Here is a 19667-nt window from a genome sequence, read left to right on the forward strand (position 1 = left end):
AATGTCACTCATTACAGTTGTTGCCAAAGAGTCTTGGTAGCTCAGCTAACTCTTCTTAGCTCGCAAATCATCATTAATCGGCTCTATCCCCGATAATATGTCGAGTATTCAATTGGACACTCTCAATGACTAGTTAAAGATTATTTTTAAATACATGGATTCGATTTGCAGCCAGATTGTGAAGTGGTTCAAGAATACAAGCGCTAAGAAACTATTTGCATAAGTGCAAGCTATGATATCAGTTGAGTATTAATTGTTATGAATTGGTAGGCTTAATATTTAGGTAAAAGATTAAGCTAGAGAGGAACACTCTAGTATCGATATACCCGAATAGGACAGCTCAATAAGGATATGAAATGAATCAAGAAATTTTAGAAAAAAATGAGTTTACTGATGTTTCAGAGATAGAAAAAACAGCAGAAATAGAAGGTATTTTGAAAGCGTTCAAAATATTAGAGGAAGATAATGTTCAAGATGATAGCAAGATACCAGCGTCATCTTATACCGGCGCAGTTACTAAAGGATTCACCCCTGACTCAACAACATCTAAGTTACTTTCAGAAGCTTCAGCCTCGGGACCGGAGTCTTTACAAAAGTACTCTGAATATTGTGCAGACTTAACTAATGTAATGGAAACAATAGCTGCGCATATTGATCCCGACAATATAAAAGTACACGAAATTCCAGAGACAGGAGAGGTTGTATTTCGTCAACACGCAAGTATAGGTGATAGAAAATTCACTTATACAGTAACCTCAAAAAGGAAGAGTAAAAGTCGAAAATTAATTAAAAATGGCCAGCCATATGTAACTTATGATGACCTAACTACTGAGGAGATATCAGAAGGTGGTACTACTGTGCACTCTGCTACATATATATCTAGTCTGGTGCTTGGGGTCTCAGAGTTTATTACTGGGATAACTACAGCTTTTTGTATAGCAAAAGTTTCTCAAGCTGTAAAAACGGCTAGAGCATCCTTAACTATAGATACAGGACTGATATACAGTGCTGCCGAAGGAGAATTTAAAGCAGCGCTAGACTTCCGAGTTAACAAACTTGTAAGGCTAAGCACGTCTAAATCAGTAAGACTTATCGCAAGAGTAGGCGTCGCCGCCAACGCATTAATGGTTGCTCTTTTAGTTACATCAATCGTGTTGTTATTTCTGTCTAAAACAACAATTTGGCAACTAACAATCTTAAACAAAAGTAACAAAAATATTTATTGGACTAATAAATTGGAACATGGAGATCTTAAGAGTGCTCCCTACGACTCAGAGACAAAGCAAACCTATGAAAAAATAGCAGCAAAATCAGTAACTTCTGCCGGTACAATTTATGAAGAGACTACATACACGCGAGCTGATCTCACGTTTGTGAACGAAGGTGCTTTATTTGGAGTTATAGGAAATCTAAAACTCCGACTAAAAAAAGATGCTAAAGTAGAACAGCCTACGTTTGATTTAAAATTTGACATACCTTATAGCGGTGCAAATACAGTTAGATTAACTGGTGATGACTCATTACCTACCGAAACTAATTATTTAGCGTATCAACTAGTCGATGAAAAAACTGGTCTTAAGTTTACGTATTCGTTGTCAGCAGAACATGATAAACATAGCGTTCCTACTATTAATCATGGGAAGAGTGGATGGAACTATACAAGTGCGCTGACCATCGAAGATTGGGAGAAGCCGAATAATGCCTAATGCAGCCGACACTTTAGTTTTGAATGAGCGACGATATATAGGCCGTTCTGAAGAAAGGGCTTATACGTCGAATATCACTGAGGTAGTTGTTGGCCCGAGGACAACGGATCTACATTTTAACTATGAGATGCCCTCGCAGGGCGCACTTGGTAAAGTACGAATCTGGGAAGGGCTGACCGTTAATTTCTCAGAAGAACCCGTTTATGAAGCTCCTTTAGATAATAACGAAGGCTTTGTTCAAGTTCTAACAAACGCCCTCAATTTTACCCAAGGTGCTTATATAATCACGATTTCTGCGGATGAGGATGTTCACTCAATAGCTGCCACCGAAACCTTGCTGAATGGTCAACCTCGTATGCGTGGGGATAGTTTTATTGCCGTTACAGCGAAAACTAGTAACTCGATTAGTACTGTTTATTCCAATCCTCCTAACTTAACAGCATACAAAGAGGCTGATTGGGCAATTATTTATGCTGGTTCTGAATTAGGAAAAGGAGAACCCCTTGCAAAAATGCCCGCTCCCTTGGACGAAACTTCGGGCATTATAACAATCAACTTTCCTAGGGGAACACTAAAAAGCGGTAACACTTATAATGTTTGTCTATCTGTAGGGTCAAGGTTATCAACAATTTCTGCGGCCTACGTCTTCAAATACCTGATATGAAGTACATTCATTCAAGCTAGATCTAATTCTTGTTTCAGAGAAGATAGTTTCCCGCTTTGATTAAGGACTTAGCTCCTTTCATCAAAGTGGGTAACTCGCGTGCATAATTCTAGCAATCCAACCCTTAAGGGTATCATCCAACTCTAACTCTTGAAGTATCGCAACAGATATATCGAATTTATACACAGGGTGTAAGAAATATTACTTGAACCTGATCAAGGACAACTAGTGTCAACAGAGTAAGTGCGATTAAATGCTATAAGCCCTCTGAATTATCGGGTCGATCCTTGCGTTTAGATCAGAGCTATCATCACCATGTTTGGTAATTGTGCCTGACTGATTAGGCGCTTGAGTGGATGCACCACCCGGCATAATCCCCGGATGAGTATGACTAGCCAATGTGTCGGCAAGTTCTTTCACTATCTGCATAAGTTCAGACAGAAGAATCAAGACATTCTCTTGCTTAGAGCCTACCCACGTTTTTGGTGACTGTAGCCATTGGTGATCAGCGGCGATACTTCGGCGAACTTTACCGATTGTCTCAACCAATTCGCCAGCGGTAGCCGTCTGCATGTTGCCCAAGCTGCCTAGCACAATGTCATCACCTGCTATTAGGTTAATTGCTCCTAGTGCTTCAATTAGCTTTTTGCCGATCACTTCTTCAATGCTGTGCTCATCAACCAAAATATGGTAGTGACCAAATTCACCACGATAGCGTTCTGCTTGGTCAAGTTTTTCGAATGCTGTTCGGTTGTGCGTTTGGTCTGTTTGCTGGGTGGTGTTTCCTGCTGCATCTATTCGGTTGCTTACCTCTTCACGTTGCTGCTGCAGTTGTTCCCCCGGCTCTATCGACGGCATAGCATATTCACGGCCATAGACACCACGAATGATAGGTCGGTCATTCCGACCATAAGCAAAAGCGATTTCAACCAATGTCCCCTCTAAAGGGTAAGACAGTAATCCAGATTCATGCCCACTCATAAGAACAGGCAATGGAATCGAACGATAGACAGGCACGTTAATATCTGGGTTTAAGTTTTCATCGAGCACCTGAACATCTACCGCAAACCTTGGGCGGAATGGGTCAGCGGCTTGCCCGGCAGTCGCTGTGTCTCTCACTACCTCAACACGGCCAAACTTAGGCAAATGAAAACCTGCTGCCAACTCAGGGAAGTTCTGCAGCGTTTCACGTTTCTTTGGTGATACTTCTGATTGCTCAGTTTTCCAATAAGCGGTCATTTCATCTTGAATCAAATCAACTCGATTAACTCGCTTGTCGTTCATGACTCTGCCCGGCCTTAGCATAGGGAACGGAACAAAGGTGACACTGTTACCACTTTGGCGACTGGTGAACTCTTCCGGTATCGGCATAGGTTTGTTGTTGAAGTGGCTATCTTGATAGGAACCGAAGTACACGACCTGATCAGTATGTTGGAACCAAACACAATCAGGAATAGAAAAAGCCTTAGCAATTTGCTCTAAACACTGATAGCCCGTGCCTTGACAAACAAAGTTTGGAATAGTGGTTTTGATGTAATCAGCATCAGGCAGATTGAATTCAAGCCCTGTCATATCCGAAAGAACGCCGATCACCTGCTCTGCGGTTGGGTGCTCTAAGCTAACCGTCCAGCGTTTAGACAAAATGCCAACCAGTTCTTTCACCGTAATCTTATGATAGCCGTTAGCAGCAGGTTGAACTTTATCGATATACCCCTCAAACCAAGGGGCGGTTTTATTCTCATAACCAATATCAAACCGAACAGACGCAAACTGCTCTGGCTTTTGCTTGGTTTCTACTTCGAAGATCGCAACACTGCCTAGTGATAGCTTTAGGCTCACCATGTTACTAACCAGTTTGACTTCTTCACCACTGATAAACAGGCGTTTTTCTAACTTCATTGCGTTGCTTCCTCTGCGTTATTCAGCGCCTGTCTTAGTCGGGTGTTTTCTCGCTGTTCCGGTTTGGTTTGCTCTTTGGCTCGTTGCTCTTTTTGTTCTGCCACACTGTTTTGCTCTCGCAACTCAAAAGAGACGTTCCAAGCCTGCAAAGTTTCATGCTCTCTCGCATTGATACGGCCAGTGAATTTCACGTTGCGAATCTTGAGTGCTAACGCAATATCATTACCAATCCGATAAACCCTGCGTGTATTGGTTTCATCTTTGTCCGATGCAAGCGAATACAACTGGGTGAGCGTTTCTACACGTGTGAAAGGAACTCGACCACTAAAGGTCAGTTTCTTGCCTTTATCGCCTTGCTCTGCCGTATCGGTACCCGATGATTGACCGCTCATGTCTTGGTCTTTTAACTCCATCGACATTTCAACTTTCATCGAGTCTAAATTAACCGGCACACCATCGAGAGCTAACATAGCAATTCCTCAAAAAAGGTCATTGGTTCATGGCTAAGCAATAGACTCGCCACGGTGAATTGATGATTGTTTGGCGCACCTGCTTGGCTAATCTGAGTTGCGATACTTTCAGCATTACCAGTAACAGAAAAAGCGTAAACACTGCCGTTTAAGTTTTTAAGTGCATTTATCTGGGCTTTGACATCACCCAACCTTTTAGCTCTCTTTTCTGCCAGTGCCTCCAGTTTGCCGATCACGTTACTTGCATCATCAGCTAACGATTCTAGTGTGGCGATTTGTGCACCCTGCCAATGCAAAGCGTCATGCAAAGGATTGGCATTGAGTTTCGCCATGGGTTTAAAGCGAGGTTGGACGATTGCAGCAGATTGGTGAAGCTTATCGGTTTCATTGGTCACTAATGCTTGAGTTTGCCTAGCCACCTGACACCAATCTGGCAAAGGAAACACGGAAACAAGATCCGCCAACTGATTAGCGAACTGCGCTAACTGTGAAGCGGTCACCATAAGCGCAATACAATGAAGATTGCCATTTGGTCGGTACTTGTCAGCATGATCACGGAGTTTGCCAGATAGCACTTTGACTGCTGCCTGTGGATTCAAGTAACAACCCGAATCCAACTTGGTACCTACTTGAAACTGGTAAGGTGTGGCGGTTAATACAGTGCCCGTTCTTAGCAAAGATTCAAGATCACCACGCAACCCAATTAACGCACTTGCATCTTCACTTAAAGAGTGACGCCCATAACTGGCGTCACTTTCAAGGTTGGTTAAGCGGCTAACTGAATCATTCATCGTTGTGCCGACTTGGTCTATTACCTGTTCGGCACTGGTTTGGATTGCTTGCGAGCTGCTAGGCCAACTGAGTGGTGACGTACTCCACATTCTATTTCTCCGAATATTTCAACTGAGTTACCGCTAGTATTGGCTTAAGTAGCATTGCTCATAATTTCTGGGCGACTGATTTCTTTTGGATCAACACCGAGTCTCGGCCTTATTTCTTGAATGTATGATTTAACTGCATTCATTTCTTGTTCTGTTATCTCTAACAAACCCAAGCGATAGTCTTCTTCAATACGAAGCGCTATCTTTTTCTCTTCATCAAAAAACAGAGTGGCCAATTGAAATATTTCTAGATCGGTTTTTGCTCGAACAAAGATTTTGTTTGTTGCTATGTCAATATCCCAATAATCACGCTCCCCTCGATCTTTTGGCATTTCTTCCACTAGGTAATCATTACTATTAAGAATTTCCCCATCAATGTATTGCACTATTGATATGCTGTTATCTGCATTTTTCGTTACCTTGTACATTAAGCTAGCTCCCCAAAGACAATGACATACGCTCTAGATACATCAACATTACGCTCTCGTCTTGAAAGCAACCGTATCTGTGTTTCTGAAATTAATGTTGGTGTTGTATCGGCTTTAACGTGTTCACCAAAGGTATAAGCATCAGCCTGATTTAAAATTGCAAACTGACCACAGATAATCACTCGCTTTTCAATGGAAACAGGATTCTCAAATTCGATTGTGTAATCTCCAATCCCATTATCAATGATACGATTAACGTTAAATGAACCGCGAGCTGGTACGTTAGGGGTCGCACCATCAAAATTAACCATCGCCACCATCGTCATACCACTAATATCTGACATTTTTGGACGGTTATATGTTGTGAAAAAATCGACCCAACGACCAGAGCCCCACTGAGGTCTGAACTTCGCATATCCATCACCAAAAAGTAATTGAGTTGCGTGGCCTTCAGCAGACATGATTTGGAGCTGATTACCTACAACTGAGGTCAATCCGCCAGAGTCTACAGGATCACCATTATTCCATCCTGTATATAAGCCAGCCTTGCTCACAAAAGACATGACATTGGTCTTTAAATTTAATTCTGAAAAACGAGCAGTGAGCTGTTTAGCTATTCCTCGCCAGAACTGAGGCAACTTAATGTGTTTACTCGCCGTGCTACCGCTGTCTATATCTGAGTTACTTGCTGCATTACTTTTTAGTTCAGCTAGTGCCAAACCACCTTTAACTCGCCAATCAACCACAGAACCATCAGCATTAATTCCAGCCAGTTCAGCAACGTAGTGTTGATCACCGTTGCCGTCGACATAATCGGTTAGCTCAGTTTCAGAAACTGTAATCGTGACTTTGTTTTCCCACACTGACAGTGCAGTACCTTGGCGAACGACATCCACGTACAAACCGTTTGGTTTAGTGGTGATGGTTTGCAACACTTCACCAGTTAACACTCCACGTAAACCTCCGACGTAAACGACACCAGGAGTCACTTTGTATTTGTTCGGGTCAGCTTGTTGGGTAACGTCGAACCCATCAACAAAAGCCGTATGACCATAGCTATCTAAGCAAGCCAATCGGTGGTCTTCTTCGATACCTTTCAAACGTGCTTGATAGTCAATCTGCCAAGTCGAAGCATCAACGGTAATTCCAGCAATTTGCGCGGCTCCGTCATAGGCTTGCACCAATGACTTAGTGCTAGCCATACCGTTTTCTTTGGTCTCTTCGGCTTTGTGTACCACCATTCCGCAAGAATTTGGCACACTCTTGTCACGTAGATAAATCGCGTTAAAGGTGAACTCTGCAACGGTACCGGGGATCACAACTGAATATGCCAGTGCGTTGTCACCAAGTTTACCCACTTGGTCGATGTCTTGTTGGTGAACCCATAGCGAAACATCAGGCAAACCATTTTCACGGTTAATTGGCTGGCTTGGGTCTAGCCCCGGAATGTGCGCAAAAATCATTTCGTTCATGTCTGGTGCATCACCGACACTAATCTGATTTTGCAAGTAACGCTCAAATTCGAGCGGGATTGCCGTTTGGCTCATTGGGTACCTCCCAGATACCTGTACAAATGTTTACCAGCTAAAGGCTGGCAATAAATACTTGTTGTTGATGTTCAACTGGCTGTGGTTTCACATTCATTTCAACGGCTTGCTTAGTCTTTGCTAAAAACAGGCTGAAATTGTGCGAGAACTCACCACTGGCAACGGTTAAGGTTGTCGGGAACGTCACTTGGAAACGGTAGCGGCGGCATGTCCGGCCATACTGTTCAATCAGTGTTTGAACCAACTTGGTGTTATTGGAAATATCACCGTCTGTTAGCTCAATGGTGCAAACATCCCACTGCACTGCATCTTCACGCTCTTTAAACGCAACGATACCAATGCCCAACCTTTCAAAAATTCGCTTAAACCCTGCAACGCTGCCTGCGTCTTTGGCATTCACAGCTGCGTATTTCACTCGCTTACGAAACAGCGAAAGCGGTTCGCCCTCAAAGCGTTTGATGTCTCTATCCCAAGCCATTAACTCCAAGGTGTTTTCGCTGCATGTCAGCGCATCCATTTGGCAAAGTGGAAACAGCAACCAACCCCAAACCATTTGAAAGAATGCAAACACGCCTTTTGATAGAAAGTGCGGCTCTTTGATTTCTTCCGATGTGGTGCTGCCGTCTTGCCACCATGGAATAACCGTTTCCGGTAACTCTGGTGCATGTTGTTCTTGGTTGTAGCTTTGAGGTTCAGACATGACTTACTACCTTACCGTTAGCGTTTTCAAACGTGGCTGCTCTAGGTCGCTGATAATGTCCTCTTGAACCTTTCCGCCTACGGTGAACTTTACCGATTCAACCTGCGCCATATTGGTGTGAATTTCAGTACCAAGCAGAGAAAGGCTAAAGCGACTTTCAGGTTTTGCGCGAGTCATTTCTGGATAAGCGGCAGTCTCACGAAATGCTGCCCTGATACGGTCTTCGACTTCCAGCAGTTCGTTAACCTTGGTTGCCTCGTCTAAGTTAGCCACCAACACAACATCGGCGATCACATCGTGCTCTGTATCTGGAATAGCCTTACAAGTCAGCACATCACCATGGCCGTGATGCCCTTTAGCCATAATGTGGTCATTTAACTGGTCAAGAACGGGTTGTGGTGTTGCTCCGACTTCCATCAAGATCAATGCTTCTGCAGTGCCCGGCGTCACTTCACCTGTATTGTTGAAATAGATGTTGTCGCTACGAATCCCGGCGACACTGGAAATAATGGAACGGTAAACATCATCAATGTGCCATTCACCTGAACTGGTGAAAGCGTTCTGAATACGCAGTGCCAGTTCTTCATTGCTTTCAGCGTCTGCGCCTATTTTGGTTATCCAATCAGGTTCGTTAACCGCATCGACAATACCCGGAATCTCTTCTGGAATGATATTGAAGTAACCTGCAGGTAAGTTAAAAGCTGCGCCTGCTTCGAATGCTTCAACCAGAACTTTGCCCGTTAGCTGACCCGCATCAATCACGGTTTCAGCAAGCACTCGAACTTTATACACCACTCCATCAATCGGCAGGGTTTGAACCACTTTACCCGCTTCTATCGTGACAGCATCAGCAGCGTTCGCCTTGGTTAAGGTAATCTTGCCTTGTGTTTTCTCTGCGTCTTTCGGCTCGATGTCATGTTCCCAAGCTTTCAGATCTAAAGCCCAACGTTCTGCCGTTGCCACAAACATATTTGGCATAACATGTTCAGCTAGTAGTGTTCTGATCAGCCACACGCATGGCGTAACTACAGCGGCGCGAACCCATCGCCAAAACGGTGACATTTCAGAGTCGTTAGATACTTTGCTGCCAGCTCCCACGACTTCTTGTTTTAGCTTCGCTTCAAATTCATCTTCGGTAACAGGCACACCCGATTCACTTAGAATCTCAACAAAGTCTGCGTTTGGTCGTTTGCTCATGCCCCGTTCTCTCCTACAGAAAGTTCTAGATCACCATATTCATAAGCGGTTGCCGTTAAGGTGAATTCACCCGCATCTAACTCTGTTGCCGTTGCAGTGCCGGGAACGACTCTCACATCACGCTCAGCTAACTGCTCAATCTGCACCATCACATCAGCGCGTAATGCTGGATTACGTTCAGCAACCAATTGACGGGCCAAACCCGACTCCATAATGGCGTGCTTAATATCTTGTGCGATGCTGTATAAATCACTGCATTCGGCAGGCTGTTGACCTGCGTCCATATCCCAGCCACCGTCAATCACTTTAATGTCGATGTACTTTTTGCTTTCTGATAAATAGCTATCCGGCATTGAGTTCATCCCATTCGGCTAACTGGTCTGGTGTAATTCCATTCGGCGCAGTGATGTAAACGTCACCGTATGAGTTCATGTTGCCGCCTTGTGGTTTATGGGTAGTCGTTACGTTTTGAACCATGCTTGGAGGTAGTGTTGGCATTGCTCCCGGCTGTTTGTATTCGGCAATGCTGCCACCTTTACCCGTTGGCATTTCTGGAGTGTCGAACGACATTGGCTGAATTGATGTCGGTGCGTTTCGCTCTGCTTGAACGGCTGCACTCACTTCTGGCGTATCAACCTTACTACCCAGTTCAATATCCACACCGGGGATCATGTTCAGTAAGTCAACAATGCTCTCAATCGCGACGGCAATAACATCAAACCAATCCGTATCTTTGAATGCTGCGGTTAAGTCATCCCACCAATAGATTGCAGCAGCCACACCGCCAATAAGCAGTGCAATACCAGCCACTACCCAAGTGATTGGGTTCGCCCATAAAGCGGCATTAAATAGCCAAGCAGCGGCGGTGCTTGCTATTGTGGTAATGCGTAGCAGTTTCATGATGCTGTTTAAGCCTGTCATGGTGACGGCCCAGCCTGCAGACATCATTTGCCCAATACCCATGGCAAGCGATAGTGTTGCGACTACGCCGCCAAGGGATAAACCCGCAATAGCGACATAACCCAGAATTTCAGCAAGCCAAGGAAATTCATCAGTCCAACCTACAACGACCATTAGACCATCAGCCATTGAACCCACCACTGCGTTAATAGACGGCAGAACAGCACCAAAAACCGCAGCGCGAACGGCAAACCAAACGGCTTGAAGTCGTTCCCACTGGTCAGTCATCGCACTGGCCATCTTTTCGGCTTTTGACATGCCTTGCACTTGGCCAAGAGTATCAATGCTCCCAGCTAGCCCTTCTGTATCAGCCATAAGTAACTTGATCATGGCGGTGGCTTCTTTTGTGCCAAACGCTTTATCGAGTTCTGCAGACTCTGCAACTGATAAGGTGTCACCGTACTTCCCTTTTAGCTCTTCAAGAATTTCGAGCATTGGAAGCATATTGCCGTGACTATCCGTAAAACTGAGCCCTAGTTCATCTTGAGCCTTTGCTACCCCACCCAAGAAAGCACGATACTTAGTACCCGCTTCACTGCCACTCATCGTCGCCTGCAGAGTACCCAAAATCGCCATTTGCTCTTCCATGGCGATACCTGCCGCCGTTGCATTCGCCCCCACACTGGTAAATGCACTGCTCATTCCTGCGCCCGTGGTCTTGAACATCTCAACAGATTGAGCGGTCATGCCTGCGACTTGCCTAGACCATTCGCCTACACCCATTTCATCAGCGGAGTTTTTAAATACTCCATACATGGTACCCATGTAGTCAGTGATAGTTGCTGTATCGGCTTTAGTCGCTGCGGCTAATACAGCGGAACTTTTAGTAATATCAGCAAGGCTCTCACCATCAATGTCGCCAAAAGCTGATTTAATATCGTAAGCTGCACCAACCATCTCTGTGGCAGATTTACCATATTGAACCGACGTGTATAGAGCCGTTCTAGATAGCTTGGCTAAATCTTCATCAAGAACCCCAAGCGATTTCACTTCACCTAGTTTTCTGTCCATTTCAATCGCAGGCATCAACGCATTTTGGATAGCAAAGCCAGCAGCAACCAAACCTGCGCCACCTGTCGCCATGTTCTGCATGCCTTGCTTGCCTGCTTCCATGGAGGATTGCACTTCTTTGGTAATGCCTTGCAGTGGTTTGGTTATTTGGTCAACCAGTGCCACATGCATTAATAGCTTTTCCATACTCATGCGTGATGCTCTACCTTACTTACTAAACAATCGGCTAATTGCGCTCATTACTGCTCGTTCGCTGCGTTCGAACTGGTGTTTATCCAGCCAGATAGCGCGGCTTAAACTTTGTTCGTCGTCTGGTTCATTGGGTAGAAGATGACGACGCAGGGCAAAGGCTTGTTCAAGTGGGTTATCTTCAATTCGCTTTGCCCTGTCAGTTATTTTTTTAGTGAGATTTCAATGCCACCTTTAGAGGCATTACTCACGGTCGCATACAGCTCGATGGTTAAACCGGGAACGCTATCAAGCAACTCGATCAGCGCATCTTTCTGCTCTGTTTTAACTGTGCGAGTCAAATACGTGTATGCAGGAGCCACTTTGTTATTTGGCATCATGTCATTGGTGTAGTTGTTCGCATCTTGTACCGTTGGGGTGAATTCGAAATCAGTACCACCGATAGTCACTTCTACAGGTTTTGATGTGAAAGCAGGTTTAGTCATGCTGCGTCTCTTCCTTTCAGTAAGTTGTAAATTCGATCAAAGCCCGATGCCATGTTGCGTTCCATTCTGTCGCCCAACTCTTTTACATCGTCTTTGGTTGCGTAGGTTTCAGCTACGTGGGTTTTGTGTTCTGCCAAATCTTTAGAAACGGCTGTTAATCGAGTGATAACCGCACCCACTACTACGGCAATCAGCATTCCTACTGCTGCGAGTGCAGCCACCCAATCCGCCATTTAGCCCCCTTTAATCGCTGTTTTTAGGGTGTTGAATGTACCTAATGGTGTTTTTCCCATAGACACTTGCTTGTCTTGCGAACGTTTGTGAATGTTGATGCCAAGCACAGTCAGCCCAATACCAAACAATGGCGTCATTGCTACCACGCTATTCACTACATTGGCTGCATGCTCTGGATGAAACATCATGACCACTGCAAGGCTCAAGAACAGCAATACCCAAGCGGCACACATCGAGTAACCCCAAGTAGGACGCCAACGGCGCACGTAAGGGTCATTGCTTGCAAGCTCGGCCTGCATCGTTGCGTGTTGTTGAGTCATAGCCAATTTACGTTCTTCGCTCTCAAGTTTTGCATGCTCAAATGCCAACTGTTTGAGTTCAATTTCATGTTCTACTTCTAACTGTTTGAGTTTCAAAACGGCTTCTGGATTTGCAGCTAACTCTTGCTCTATTGCTTGCGGTGTATTTTCAACACCTAGAGCACTAGACACCAAACCACCTACAGCGGTACCAACAGGGCCACCAATTAGCGTTCCAATCAAAGGGGCAGAATTACCGATCAGCGATTTAACCTTATCCCACATAGTCAGTCCTTAATGATGGTAAGTTGCGCAGCTTCGCCGGCTAACTCTTTCATTAACGCATTGAATGCAGCAGTTGAGTTCACCACCGCCCACTCACCATTCACAAACCCAAAATCAACACCTGGTGCTAAACAACCTTGTAACTCATTAGGTGAATTAGCTTTATGAATCAGAATGTGTGTGCGTAAGCTTGGCCCTTGTCGAGTTACACCCAACGTGTCAGCTTCTAAGGCATAGCAATCGCCAAATCGTGGTGACTGATGAGGGAACAGACTATAGGTACCCTCAACAATGCAAGATTCACTGGGTTTGTTGTTCAGCATTGGGCGTTCTACAACACAGCACACTTTGCTACCGTCTTCACGGTGTAACGTCGAATACGTTCCGTGTTCAAAGTAGCGGCGTTTCATCAAGTACTTTTTCATGGAATAACCCTAAATTAGACCTTTCTCTGCTAGCTGCTGACAGCTAACGCAATACTTACAACCTGCGACGTTAATACGGCGCAGCTCTGGGATTTCATCACCACACTCGTGGCACTCTTCCGCGCTTTCTTGGTGGCCTTTCTGCACTGACCGTTTAAGTTGGCTTGCAATAGCCATTTCGGTGAATTTGGCTTCATTTCTACTGGCATGGTCGATAAAATCCGGCATTCGTTATCTCTCTAGTTAGGCTTAAAGCAGACCGCGTGTGTCGTCTGAACTCAGGTATGAAATACCATTGATGCGGACAAAGTGTGGACTCGTCACAAAACCTTTAAGTTTGCGTTTGGTCTTATCACTGCTGTTAGGGTCGACACTCAGTAGATCTGAGATTTGGAGCTTCACACCAAACAACTCAACTTTGTCTTCATCGTCACCTGTATTTGCATAGAACATGCAATCGTGAGGCTTGATGCCACGCCAGCTACCTGCTTCACGTGCTTTTTGCTGCAACTTGCGGAAGTTGTTTAAATCCAACTCATATTCCACATCACAGCTAACTGCACCATGAGTAAAGCCCGTTGGAATCCCACGCTCTTTATCAACGGCTGATTCGTCATTGATGGTTGCGGTTGCCGATTCCACATGAACCAGAACACCCAGCATGTTTACGTCGAAGCTTCGACCTGTATAACGAGAAGTCATTGATTACTCTCCTAGACGTTGGTTAAGCATGATGCCGATTGTGATTTTCACTGGACATTCATAAGGCGTAACAGCTAGCAGAATTTCCACTTCTTCACTGTTAATCCAAGTGATGGTGATGTCTTCATCTTGTGGCGGTTTGATTTCACCGGGGAACTCGTAGTCACCAATTTTCGTTACTACCGCCATTTCGCGCAGGTCTTGGGTAAAGTAGAGTTTTGCGCTTGCTTCACTGCCCGGCGTTGAATTGAACTCACGATCAGCGATTCGAGCAATCGCACGTACACGAACTTTACGGGCTGCTTTCATCGCAACACGGATATGGCGAATATCTTGAAAGTCACCACCCGGAACATCTAAAGTACGGCCCGTTGTCCAGTACTGCCCCGGATAATCTGGGTACCACATTGGAACCGCAATTCGGGCGGCTTCCAGTGCTTTAAGGGTTGCCAACTCCAACGGTTTGCCGTCTTTATCCGTTGCTAGAGTCATGCTACCCAATACGCTGCCTGTTTTGACTCGTGCAGGGGAATCAGCAATAGACACTTCTTGGTTTGCTAAGCGGCCAGCGTAAATACCGACTGTTGAATTTTCTTTGTGAACTTGAGGAACGACGGTGATGTACTCACTTGCGATGCTGGTTGGTACCGCAACTTTCGCAGCCAACCACTCCGCCCATGTTTCACCCGTCACCGAATCATCATTGATACCCGGCAAGGTGCAGATCATGAACACTTCACGGCCTAACTTGTTTTTCAGTTCAGTGCGGAAAGCAACAGCACCTTCAAGAGTCGATGTGCCTGTATCTGGCTTATCAAGCACTACGGCTTCAAAGCTTGATGTTTCATTGGCTTTAAACACTGCGGCTTGCCAACTGTCTGCGGGGCCTAAGACGATCACACCTGCAGTCCAGTTCTGTTTCCCGTTTAACTGGGCAGCTTTTAGCGTAAGCATGTGCACAGGGTCGATGTTATCGAACGTGCTATCTGCAAAATCCGTGGTGTTGTCCACCATAATTAGGTTGCGCTCTGTCCCTGCGACTGTGCCGTACACAACAAACAGAAAGTGAAATTCAACGCCCGGAATCGGTCCGCGCATCATGTTCAGAATATTAATAATGACGGTAGGCCATGCCATGTTTAGTTGCTCCTGTTTCGATTCAATTCCCGTTTGATAATCATTGCTGCCCGTTTGGGACTAATGCCTATCAATCGGCGTTCTGGGCGATCTACTTCCCACTTACGTGATGGAGTTTTGTTTTCCAGATCACTAATCAGTTTTGCGGCTTCGGCTACGGTCATATTCTGAGTAATGAATTTGAGCGTTGGCTTTTTGCCTCTCTTCTGCCTGCCTTGGGGCGGAAGTCTGTAACCTAAATCGCGTAGCTCTTTAGCTTGCTCTCTAGTTGCTGGGTCGGTTTTCTTTGGCTCTTTCGCTTTCTTGGCTTGCTTGAATCTCTGTTGCAAACCGCTTTTCTCTGCTTCACCTGTATGGTGAGCCAGTGCTACGGTTCCTCGTCTTGAGGGCCAACCAACAACCAAAACCCGGTTATTGTCTTTTTGAAAATGCTTCAGCTTCTTGGTGAAGCCTCTAAGCATCTTGCGCCTGCCTTTTTTGCGCTTTGACCACGATTTACCGTCTGGGTCACGCTGTGCTCGAATGTTCTTTTTGGTCGTCTTGGTGATGTATTTACCAAGTTCTTTCAGCACTCTGGCTCTGGCTTTTTTATCAAGCTTTAACAGCTCGAATTGCTCTTTAACTCGCAGATAACTGCGCTTATCTGCCCGTATCTCATACATTGCGAATAACTACATTTGATAGTCTTTCCGCCTGCCAAATCTCGTACTCTTCAATCTTCCAGCGTTGACCATTCCAATGGATTGGCCCGTCTGGGTCAGCAGTCACTTTGACTGGTTCTTCAAACATCACTGAGATCAGCACTTCGGCGTTTTTCTCATCTTCCAACACTACATCTACGTCTGGGTCGTCTAAGTCTTCAATGTGAAAACGGTCAGAGTCGTTATCCATCAGCCAAGCCCCTACATTCGCAAACAGCACTGCAGGGTCGTATTCTTTGAAAGGAAATTTGCCAAAGTAGAATTCAGCAACGTAACGCTGATAAAGCAGATCAAAACCATGGCCCATGTGCTTGGTTTCTAGTTTCAATTCAACCTTGCCCATTTCACATTCCATGCGCTTGGCTATCTTGTCGCCCACAACGCTGATTAAAAATGCGTTTAGGTCACGCAGCTTGTAACCAGCTTGATACTGCGTACTCATAGCCGTTCCCTTCATAACAAAGCAACCGATGAACGGTTTAGCCCTTTCATATTTCGAATAATGCGCTGGCTTTCTGAAAGCAGTTCAGTGCGCACCTCTGCGCTTCTTTCTGCCATGTGATCGCCTTTGTCCTTGGTATGAACAGTCGCAATATCTGGCAGCAAATCAGCTTTGGCTCTCGCAAACACTGCTGATTCGTATTGATAGACAACACGGTTTTTACCGTGCAGCTTCGGAAAAGCAGGAACATCGCCAACAGTTGCATGTTCCTCTTCCTGATACTTCGCTTTTAAGTCTTCAAGTTGCTGATTAACTTCCGAAACAGCATTAACCAGAGCAATAGCGATACGTTCTGAATCTTGAGCTGCAGGAATACCGCGACGTTTTTCAAAGTCACCTGCATTGATGTTTGGCCAAAAACCGTCATTGGTGATTTCTGTCGTTTGGTAATCTGAACCGGAAGATCCTGTAAACATCGTTATTCCTCTTTAAATAAGTGAGCCTCTAGCCACTGGGTCGACGGTATTGAGTTAGCCGATTGGCACTCTTACCTCACCAGCCGAGGCTCGGCGGCGTAGGAGTCTTTAAAGATTCTTGCCATCTTTAATGGCACGAATACGTTGCTCGATTTGACCAATCTTGGTTTTCACACCCACTTTGTCGTACTTGTCGTGAGCGTGTTGCAGAAGCACCAAGGCTTTTTCTAGTGTTTCTAAACACCCGATTGCCGTTGGTTGTGGTTGGCCCTCTTCATTTCGAATAAGGTACAAGCCTGCGAATCGGTACCACTTGGCATGAACTTCTTCATGCAATCGCCACTCTTTCTCTACCTTTTGAAACACCTTGCCGAAATAAGGCTCAATTGAGTGACCACGGCCAGATTCTTTTTCTGCCCACGCAAGCACTGCATCAGCGCAGACAGTCGGCCAATCACGACGGAAGTTGTCAGGTGTAGGCAAGTCCAACTCAATAGCTTTCAAACACCAATCAATAGCGGTTTCCATGTCGTTGACATCGAACAGCCAAATCACCATATTGGTAAAGATTGGATTTTCGAATACTTCGCCTCTTTCCAAATACGCTTCCACGTAAGGTTTGTGCTTAGGTACTAAAACGTCTCGCTTATGCTTCACTTTGTCTTCAATAGCATTGAGCTGTTTTAGGTACTTACGGTCTGCTTCAAAGTCGATCAGTTTGATGTGCAGGCTTTCGGCATCTGCACCGGAATTCATTTCCGATGCAGACGGGTTAGCTTGCTTCTCAAGAATTTGTTTGCGCTGTCTTGCCAATGGGCTAACCATGTTTCACCCCTTATGCCGCTGGTGCAGGGTCAACAACCGTGACCGCTTCTATAGCAGCAAACTTGTGCAAGTTGCCGATGGCATAACCTTCCATACGTAAATAAGACGTTTCGTAACGTTTACGATCTTCGACATTGCCTGACTTACGCCACTGGGTACCCTTTTGAGTAAGAATCTGCAGGTTCTTAAGATTCGTCACCCAAACCATATTTTTAGGGAAGAAAGGTGGAATGTAGGCTCTCTTGCCTGCAATCGTCTTAGCAAGTTGCTGCGCAGCTTTGTGTTCTGTGGGAACGTCGGCTGCTTCTAGCAATCGGTGTTGCTCAGCTGAAACTAGGTCTCGCCCGATTAGCACTACTAAATCCGCATCTTCGGCATGCACTTCATGAATGGTGGTATTGACCAGATCATTCACCAAGGAATCAAGGTTTTTGTAACTATCGGGAGTTTGAGCAGACGGGTCTAAAGTCGCCGCAGACAAAACTTGCTCACTGGCTTTTTCTTTCGCTATCGCCAGCCAACCTTTATTGACATCCTGCCCTAGCTTGTTCGTTGATGGATTGGTCGTATCTGCTGTCGCAGCGGTACCATGAAAGCCAATGCGCAATTTATCCAAAGCAAAGCTTCGAGTAATTGCATTGTTCATCAACTTAGACCACTGCCCCTTAGTACCTGAGTTGGCCCAAATAGTTAAGGTAATCCAGTTGATATGCGCACCTGAGTCGGTTTCAACCAGTTCATAGTTATTACCCGATTGGGAGAGCTCTGCACTGAAGCGACCATCTTTAACACGGCCAGTAGTTAAGCCACTGTCACCCACGTCAATCACCTGACCTTTAATCTGGTCAACAAGAATGTTAGAGATCAGGTTAAGGAATGAATCGGACTCAACAATCGCCTGCTGAAGCTTGGTTTCCATTACTGGAGAGATGTTAAACTGCTTAGCCGCGTCCTGTACTTCAGCCGCTATGGCAATTTCTTGGCAGTACTCTTCAAGATACTTAGTAGATATAGCGTTCAACATTTACACCACCTCCATTCGGGTTTCACCTGCACCTGCTGGGTCTGGCAGTTGTCCCGGTACTTCTTGTGAAAGTTCTGCGAACTTGGTTTCCAAACCCGACACTTTTTCGAGGATTGGATTGAGTTTGTCATCCAAAGCTGCAGAGAACTGTTCAACAGTTGTCCCTGTATTTACTTCCGGCTCTGGTTCTGGGTTTTGCTGCGAAAACTCTTGCTTGAGTTCATCTTTCAGCTCGGTTTTTAAGGCACTAAATTTTTTATCAAATAGTGCTTCTAGTTGCTCTGGAGTCACGTCAATGTCCTCTGGTTCAGGCTCTACAGGTGTAATTTCTGGCAGTGCCCCGCCAGATTGGAAATGTTTTGCCAAATCTGAGAAAAACTTAGAGATAAAATTTGTTGTGAAGCATTCAGACACGTCTAACTCTTCAAGATCACTACATTCAATCTTGGTCACTTCACCTTGCTTGCGTGAGAACTCAAGGCGGTCTGTTCCTGTAGATGCTGGGGAGTCAGTCACAGCTAGGCCCATCAGGTAACATCGCCCCTCGCCTTTGTAATCAGGATTCGGCTCAATAGATGTAAATAGCTTTTGTCCGTCTTGGTTAGCATCAAGCAAATATTGGTTTGGCGTAATCTTGGCGAATAGCCTCAACTTGCCGTCTTTCTTTTCGGCTTTTAGCTCTTCAACTACACCCCAGTTTTTACCCTCAAACACACTCCAGTGAGAACGTGCGTGTTCAGGCCAGATCATCGCGGTGTACTCAGATGTTGAATACAGCGCTGCCATGTCTTTAATCCATGCTGCAGTTATTTGGCGACCATCTACAGTGGCTCCATCAGTTGCAACAATTTTCCAATCACTGGTTTTGCTCATGTTTGTCGTTTGCCTAGCTAAATCACGTCAAATAAATCTCGGTCACGGCAAACAATACGCCTTTGAATGGGTGGTTTCAGCCACTTCAATTCCTAGGAATTCGGATT

Annotated in this window: 24 protein-coding genes; 2 read left to right on the forward strand and 22 right to left on the reverse strand. The window is 45.3% G+C overall.

Annotated elements, in window-relative coordinates:
* The first annotated feature begins 356 nt into the window (after positions 1–356).
* The gene (locus tag F0265_RS00055; protein ID WP_171747275.1) at positions 357–1706 is read left to right on the forward strand and encodes a hypothetical protein; all 1350 of its coding nucleotides are present in this window, start codon (positions 357–359) and stop codon (positions 1704–1706) included.
* Complete coding sequence (locus F0265_RS00060; RefSeq protein WP_171747276.1) at positions 1699–2370, forward strand: hypothetical protein; 672 nt, start codon at positions 1699–1701, stop codon at positions 2368–2370. Before F0265_RS00055 ends, F0265_RS00060 begins: the two co-directional genes overlap by 8 nt.
* 249 nt (positions 2371–2619) lie before the next feature.
* On the opposite strand, the gene F0265_RS00065 is transcribed toward F0265_RS00060, so the two are convergent.
* From F0265_RS00065 to F0265_RS00170, 22 genes are all read right to left on the reverse strand, one after another.
* Positions 2620–4269, reverse strand: a complete 1650-nt coding sequence (locus F0265_RS00065) for a hypothetical protein (RefSeq protein WP_171747277.1) — start codon at positions 4267–4269, stop codon at positions 2620–2622.
* Entirely contained in the window at positions 4266–4739 is a 474-nt protein-coding gene (locus F0265_RS00070; RefSeq protein WP_171747278.1) for a DNA-binding protein, read from the reverse strand. Before F0265_RS00070 ends, F0265_RS00065 begins: the two co-directional genes overlap by 4 nt.
* Entirely contained in the window at positions 4733–5620 is an 888-nt protein-coding gene (locus tag F0265_RS00075) for a hypothetical protein (RefSeq protein ID WP_171747279.1), read from the reverse strand. The genes F0265_RS00070 and F0265_RS00075 overlap by 7 nt, the downstream gene beginning before the upstream one ends.
* Before the next feature lie 44 nt (positions 5621–5664).
* Positions 5665–6048, reverse strand: coding sequence for a hypothetical protein (locus tag F0265_RS00080; protein WP_171747280.1), 384 nt, complete (start codon positions 6046–6048; stop codon positions 5665–5667).
* Entirely contained in the window at positions 6048–7595 is a 1548-nt protein-coding gene (locus tag F0265_RS24530; RefSeq protein WP_253809260.1) for a phage tail protein, read from the reverse strand. The genes F0265_RS00080 and F0265_RS24530 overlap by 1 nt, the downstream gene beginning before the upstream one ends.
* A 37-nt stretch (positions 7596–7632) precedes the next feature.
* Complete coding sequence (locus tag F0265_RS00090; RefSeq protein ID WP_171747281.1) at positions 7633–8295, reverse strand: phage tail protein; 663 nt, start codon at positions 8293–8295, stop codon at positions 7633–7635.
* A 6-nt stretch (positions 8296–8301) separates the two neighbouring features.
* Positions 8302–9492, reverse strand: a complete 1191-nt coding sequence (locus tag F0265_RS00095; RefSeq protein ID WP_171747282.1) for a baseplate J/gp47 family protein — start codon at positions 9490–9492, stop codon at positions 8302–8304.
* Complete coding sequence (locus F0265_RS00100; RefSeq protein WP_171747283.1) at positions 9489–9854, reverse strand: DUF2590 family protein; 366 nt, start codon at positions 9852–9854, stop codon at positions 9489–9491. The genes F0265_RS00095 and F0265_RS00100 overlap by 4 nt, the downstream gene beginning before the upstream one ends.
* The gene (locus F0265_RS00105; RefSeq protein WP_171747284.1) at positions 9835–11655 is read right to left on the reverse strand and encodes a phage tail tape measure protein; all 1821 of its coding nucleotides are present in this window, start codon (positions 11653–11655) and stop codon (positions 9835–9837) included. The genes F0265_RS00100 and F0265_RS00105 overlap by 20 nt, the downstream gene beginning before the upstream one ends.
* Positions 11656–11855: 200 nt before the next feature.
* Positions 11856–12137 (reverse strand): putative phage tail assembly chaperone, encoded by a 282-nt coding sequence (locus tag F0265_RS00110; protein WP_171747285.1) that lies wholly within the window; start codon positions 12135–12137, stop codon positions 11856–11858.
* Positions 12134–12370: a hypothetical protein gene (locus tag F0265_RS00115; RefSeq protein WP_038157310.1), complete on the reverse strand. Its 237-nt coding sequence runs from the start codon at positions 12368–12370 to the stop codon at positions 12134–12136. The genes F0265_RS00110 and F0265_RS00115 overlap by 4 nt, the downstream gene beginning before the upstream one ends.
* Complete coding sequence (locus tag F0265_RS00120) at positions 12371–12955, reverse strand: 3TM-type holin (RefSeq protein ID WP_171747286.1); 585 nt, start codon at positions 12953–12955, stop codon at positions 12371–12373.
* Positions 12956–12957: 2 nt separating this feature from the next.
* Complete coding sequence (locus F0265_RS00125) at positions 12958–13380, reverse strand: DUF5675 family protein (RefSeq protein ID WP_171747287.1); 423 nt, start codon at positions 13378–13380, stop codon at positions 12958–12960.
* Positions 13381–13389: 9 nt separating this feature from the next.
* Positions 13390–13608 carry a TraR/DksA C4-type zinc finger protein gene (locus F0265_RS00130; RefSeq protein WP_171747288.1) on the reverse strand — a complete coding sequence of 73 codons (219 nt, stop codon included), beginning with the start codon at positions 13606–13608 and terminating at the stop codon, positions 13390–13392.
* 21 nt (positions 13609–13629) lie between these two features.
* Positions 13630–14082, reverse strand: a complete 453-nt coding sequence (locus tag F0265_RS00135; RefSeq protein WP_038157303.1) for a phage protein — start codon at positions 14080–14082, stop codon at positions 13630–13632.
* A 3-nt stretch (positions 14083–14085) separates the two neighbouring features.
* On the reverse strand, positions 14086–15219 hold the full coding sequence (locus F0265_RS00140) for a DUF2586 domain-containing protein (RefSeq protein WP_171747289.1): 1134 nt from the start codon (positions 15217–15219) through the stop codon (positions 14086–14088).
* A 2-nt stretch (positions 15220–15221) separates the two neighbouring features.
* Positions 15222–15881: a phage virion morphogenesis protein gene (locus tag F0265_RS00145; protein WP_038157299.1), complete on the reverse strand. Its 660-nt coding sequence runs from the start codon at positions 15879–15881 to the stop codon at positions 15222–15224.
* Complete coding sequence (locus tag F0265_RS00150) at positions 15874–16362, reverse strand: phage tail protein (RefSeq protein WP_171747290.1); 489 nt, start codon at positions 16360–16362, stop codon at positions 15874–15876. The genes F0265_RS00145 and F0265_RS00150 overlap by 8 nt, the downstream gene beginning before the upstream one ends.
* Before the next feature lie 11 nt (positions 16363–16373).
* Entirely contained in the window at positions 16374–16838 is a 465-nt protein-coding gene (locus F0265_RS00155; protein WP_171747291.1) for a head completion/stabilization protein, read from the reverse strand.
* 108 nt (positions 16839–16946) lie between these two features.
* Positions 16947–17663: a phage terminase small subunit gene (gene gpM, locus F0265_RS00160; protein ID WP_171747292.1), complete on the reverse strand. Its 717-nt coding sequence runs from the start codon at positions 17661–17663 to the stop codon at positions 16947–16949.
* A 10-nt stretch (positions 17664–17673) separates the two neighbouring features.
* On the reverse strand, positions 17674–18687 hold the full coding sequence (locus F0265_RS00165; RefSeq protein ID WP_171747293.1) for a phage major capsid protein, P2 family: 1014 nt from the start codon (positions 18685–18687) through the stop codon (positions 17674–17676).
* Positions 18688–19560: a GPO family capsid scaffolding protein gene (locus F0265_RS00170; protein ID WP_171747294.1), complete on the reverse strand. Its 873-nt coding sequence runs from the start codon at positions 19558–19560 to the stop codon at positions 18688–18690.
* Between the last annotated feature and the right edge of the window lie 107 nt (positions 19561–19667).

Origin of the sequence: Vibrio sp. RE88 (genome assembly GCF_013113835.1) — a bacterium.
Lineage (GTDB): Bacteria > Pseudomonadota > Gammaproteobacteria > Enterobacterales > Vibrionaceae > Vibrio.

Bases quoted from the DNA above. Each gene is read 5' to 3' on its own strand.
- F0265_RS00075 (WP_171747279.1), bottom strand. From the start codon at position 5,620: ATGTGGAGTACGTCACCACTCAGTTGGCCTAGCAGCTCGCAAGCAATC.
- F0265_RS00110 (WP_171747285.1), bottom strand. From the start codon at position 12,137: ATGACTAAACCTGCTTTCACATCAAAACCTGTAGAAGTGACTATCGGT.
- F0265_RS00125 (WP_171747287.1), bottom strand. From the start codon at position 13,380: ATGAAAAAGTACTTGATGAAACGCCGCTACTTTGAACACGGAACGTAT.
- F0265_RS00130 (WP_171747288.1), bottom strand. From the start codon at position 13,608: ATGCCGGATTTTATCGACCATGCCAGTAGAAATGAAGCCAAATTCACC.
- F0265_RS00090 (WP_171747281.1), bottom strand. From the start codon at position 8,295: ATGTCTGAACCTCAAAGCTACAACCAAGAACAACATGCACCAGAGTTA.
- F0265_RS00080 (WP_171747280.1), bottom strand. From the start codon at position 6,048: ATGTACAAGGTAACGAAAAATGCAGATAACAGCATATCAATAGTGCAA.
- F0265_RS00070 (WP_171747278.1), bottom strand. From the start codon at position 4,739: ATGTTAGCTCTCGATGGTGTGCCGGTTAATTTAGACTCGATGAAAGTT.
- F0265_RS00105 (WP_171747284.1), bottom strand. From the start codon at position 11,655: ATGAGTATGGAAAAGCTATTAATGCATGTGGCACTGGTTGACCAAATA.
- F0265_RS00145 (WP_038157299.1), bottom strand. From the start codon at position 15,881: ATGTATGAGATACGGGCAGATAAGCGCAGTTATCTGCGAGTTAAAGAG.
- F0265_RS00165 (WP_171747293.1), bottom strand. From the start codon at position 18,687: ATGTTGAACGCTATATCTACTAAGTATCTTGAAGAGTACTGCCAAGAA.
- F0265_RS00055 (WP_171747275.1), top strand. From the start codon at position 357: ATGAATCAAGAAATTTTAGAAAAAAATGAGTTTACTGATGTTTCAGAG.
- F0265_RS00100 (WP_171747283.1), bottom strand. From the start codon at position 9,854: ATGAACTCAATGCCGGATAGCTATTTATCAGAAAGCAAAAAGTACATC.
- F0265_RS24530 (WP_253809260.1), bottom strand. From the start codon at position 7,595: ATGAGCCAAACGGCAATCCCGCTCGAATTTGAGCGTTACTTGCAAAAT.
- F0265_RS00095 (WP_171747282.1), bottom strand. From the start codon at position 9,492: ATGAGCAAACGACCAAACGCAGACTTTGTTGAGATTCTAAGTGAATCG.
- F0265_RS00120 (WP_171747286.1), bottom strand. From the start codon at position 12,955: ATGTGGGATAAGGTTAAATCGCTGATCGGTAATTCTGCCCCTTTGATT.
- F0265_RS00140 (WP_171747289.1), bottom strand. From the start codon at position 15,219: ATGGCATGGCCTACCGTCATTATTAATATTCTGAACATGATGCGCGGA.
- gpM (WP_171747292.1), bottom strand. From the start codon at position 17,663: ATGGTTAGCCCATTGGCAAGACAGCGCAAACAAATTCTTGAGAAGCAA.
- F0265_RS00170 (WP_171747294.1), bottom strand. From the start codon at position 19,560: ATGAGCAAAACCAGTGATTGGAAAATTGTTGCAACTGATGGAGCCACT.
- F0265_RS00150 (WP_171747290.1), bottom strand. From the start codon at position 16,362: ATGAGTACGCAGTATCAAGCTGGTTACAAGCTGCGTGACCTAAACGCA.
- F0265_RS00135 (WP_038157303.1), bottom strand. From the start codon at position 14,082: ATGACTTCTCGTTATACAGGTCGAAGCTTCGACGTAAACATGCTGGGT.
- F0265_RS00115 (WP_038157310.1), bottom strand. From the start codon at position 12,370: ATGGCGGATTGGGTGGCTGCACTCGCAGCAGTAGGAATGCTGATTGCC.
- F0265_RS00065 (WP_171747277.1), bottom strand. From the start codon at position 4,269: ATGAAGTTAGAAAAACGCCTGTTTATCAGTGGTGAAGAAGTCAAACTG.
- F0265_RS00060 (WP_171747276.1), top strand. From the start codon at position 1,699: ATGCCTAATGCAGCCGACACTTTAGTTTTGAATGAGCGACGATATATA.
- F0265_RS00155 (WP_171747291.1), bottom strand. From the start codon at position 16,838: ATGTTTACAGGATCTTCCGGTTCAGATTACCAAACGACAGAAATCACC.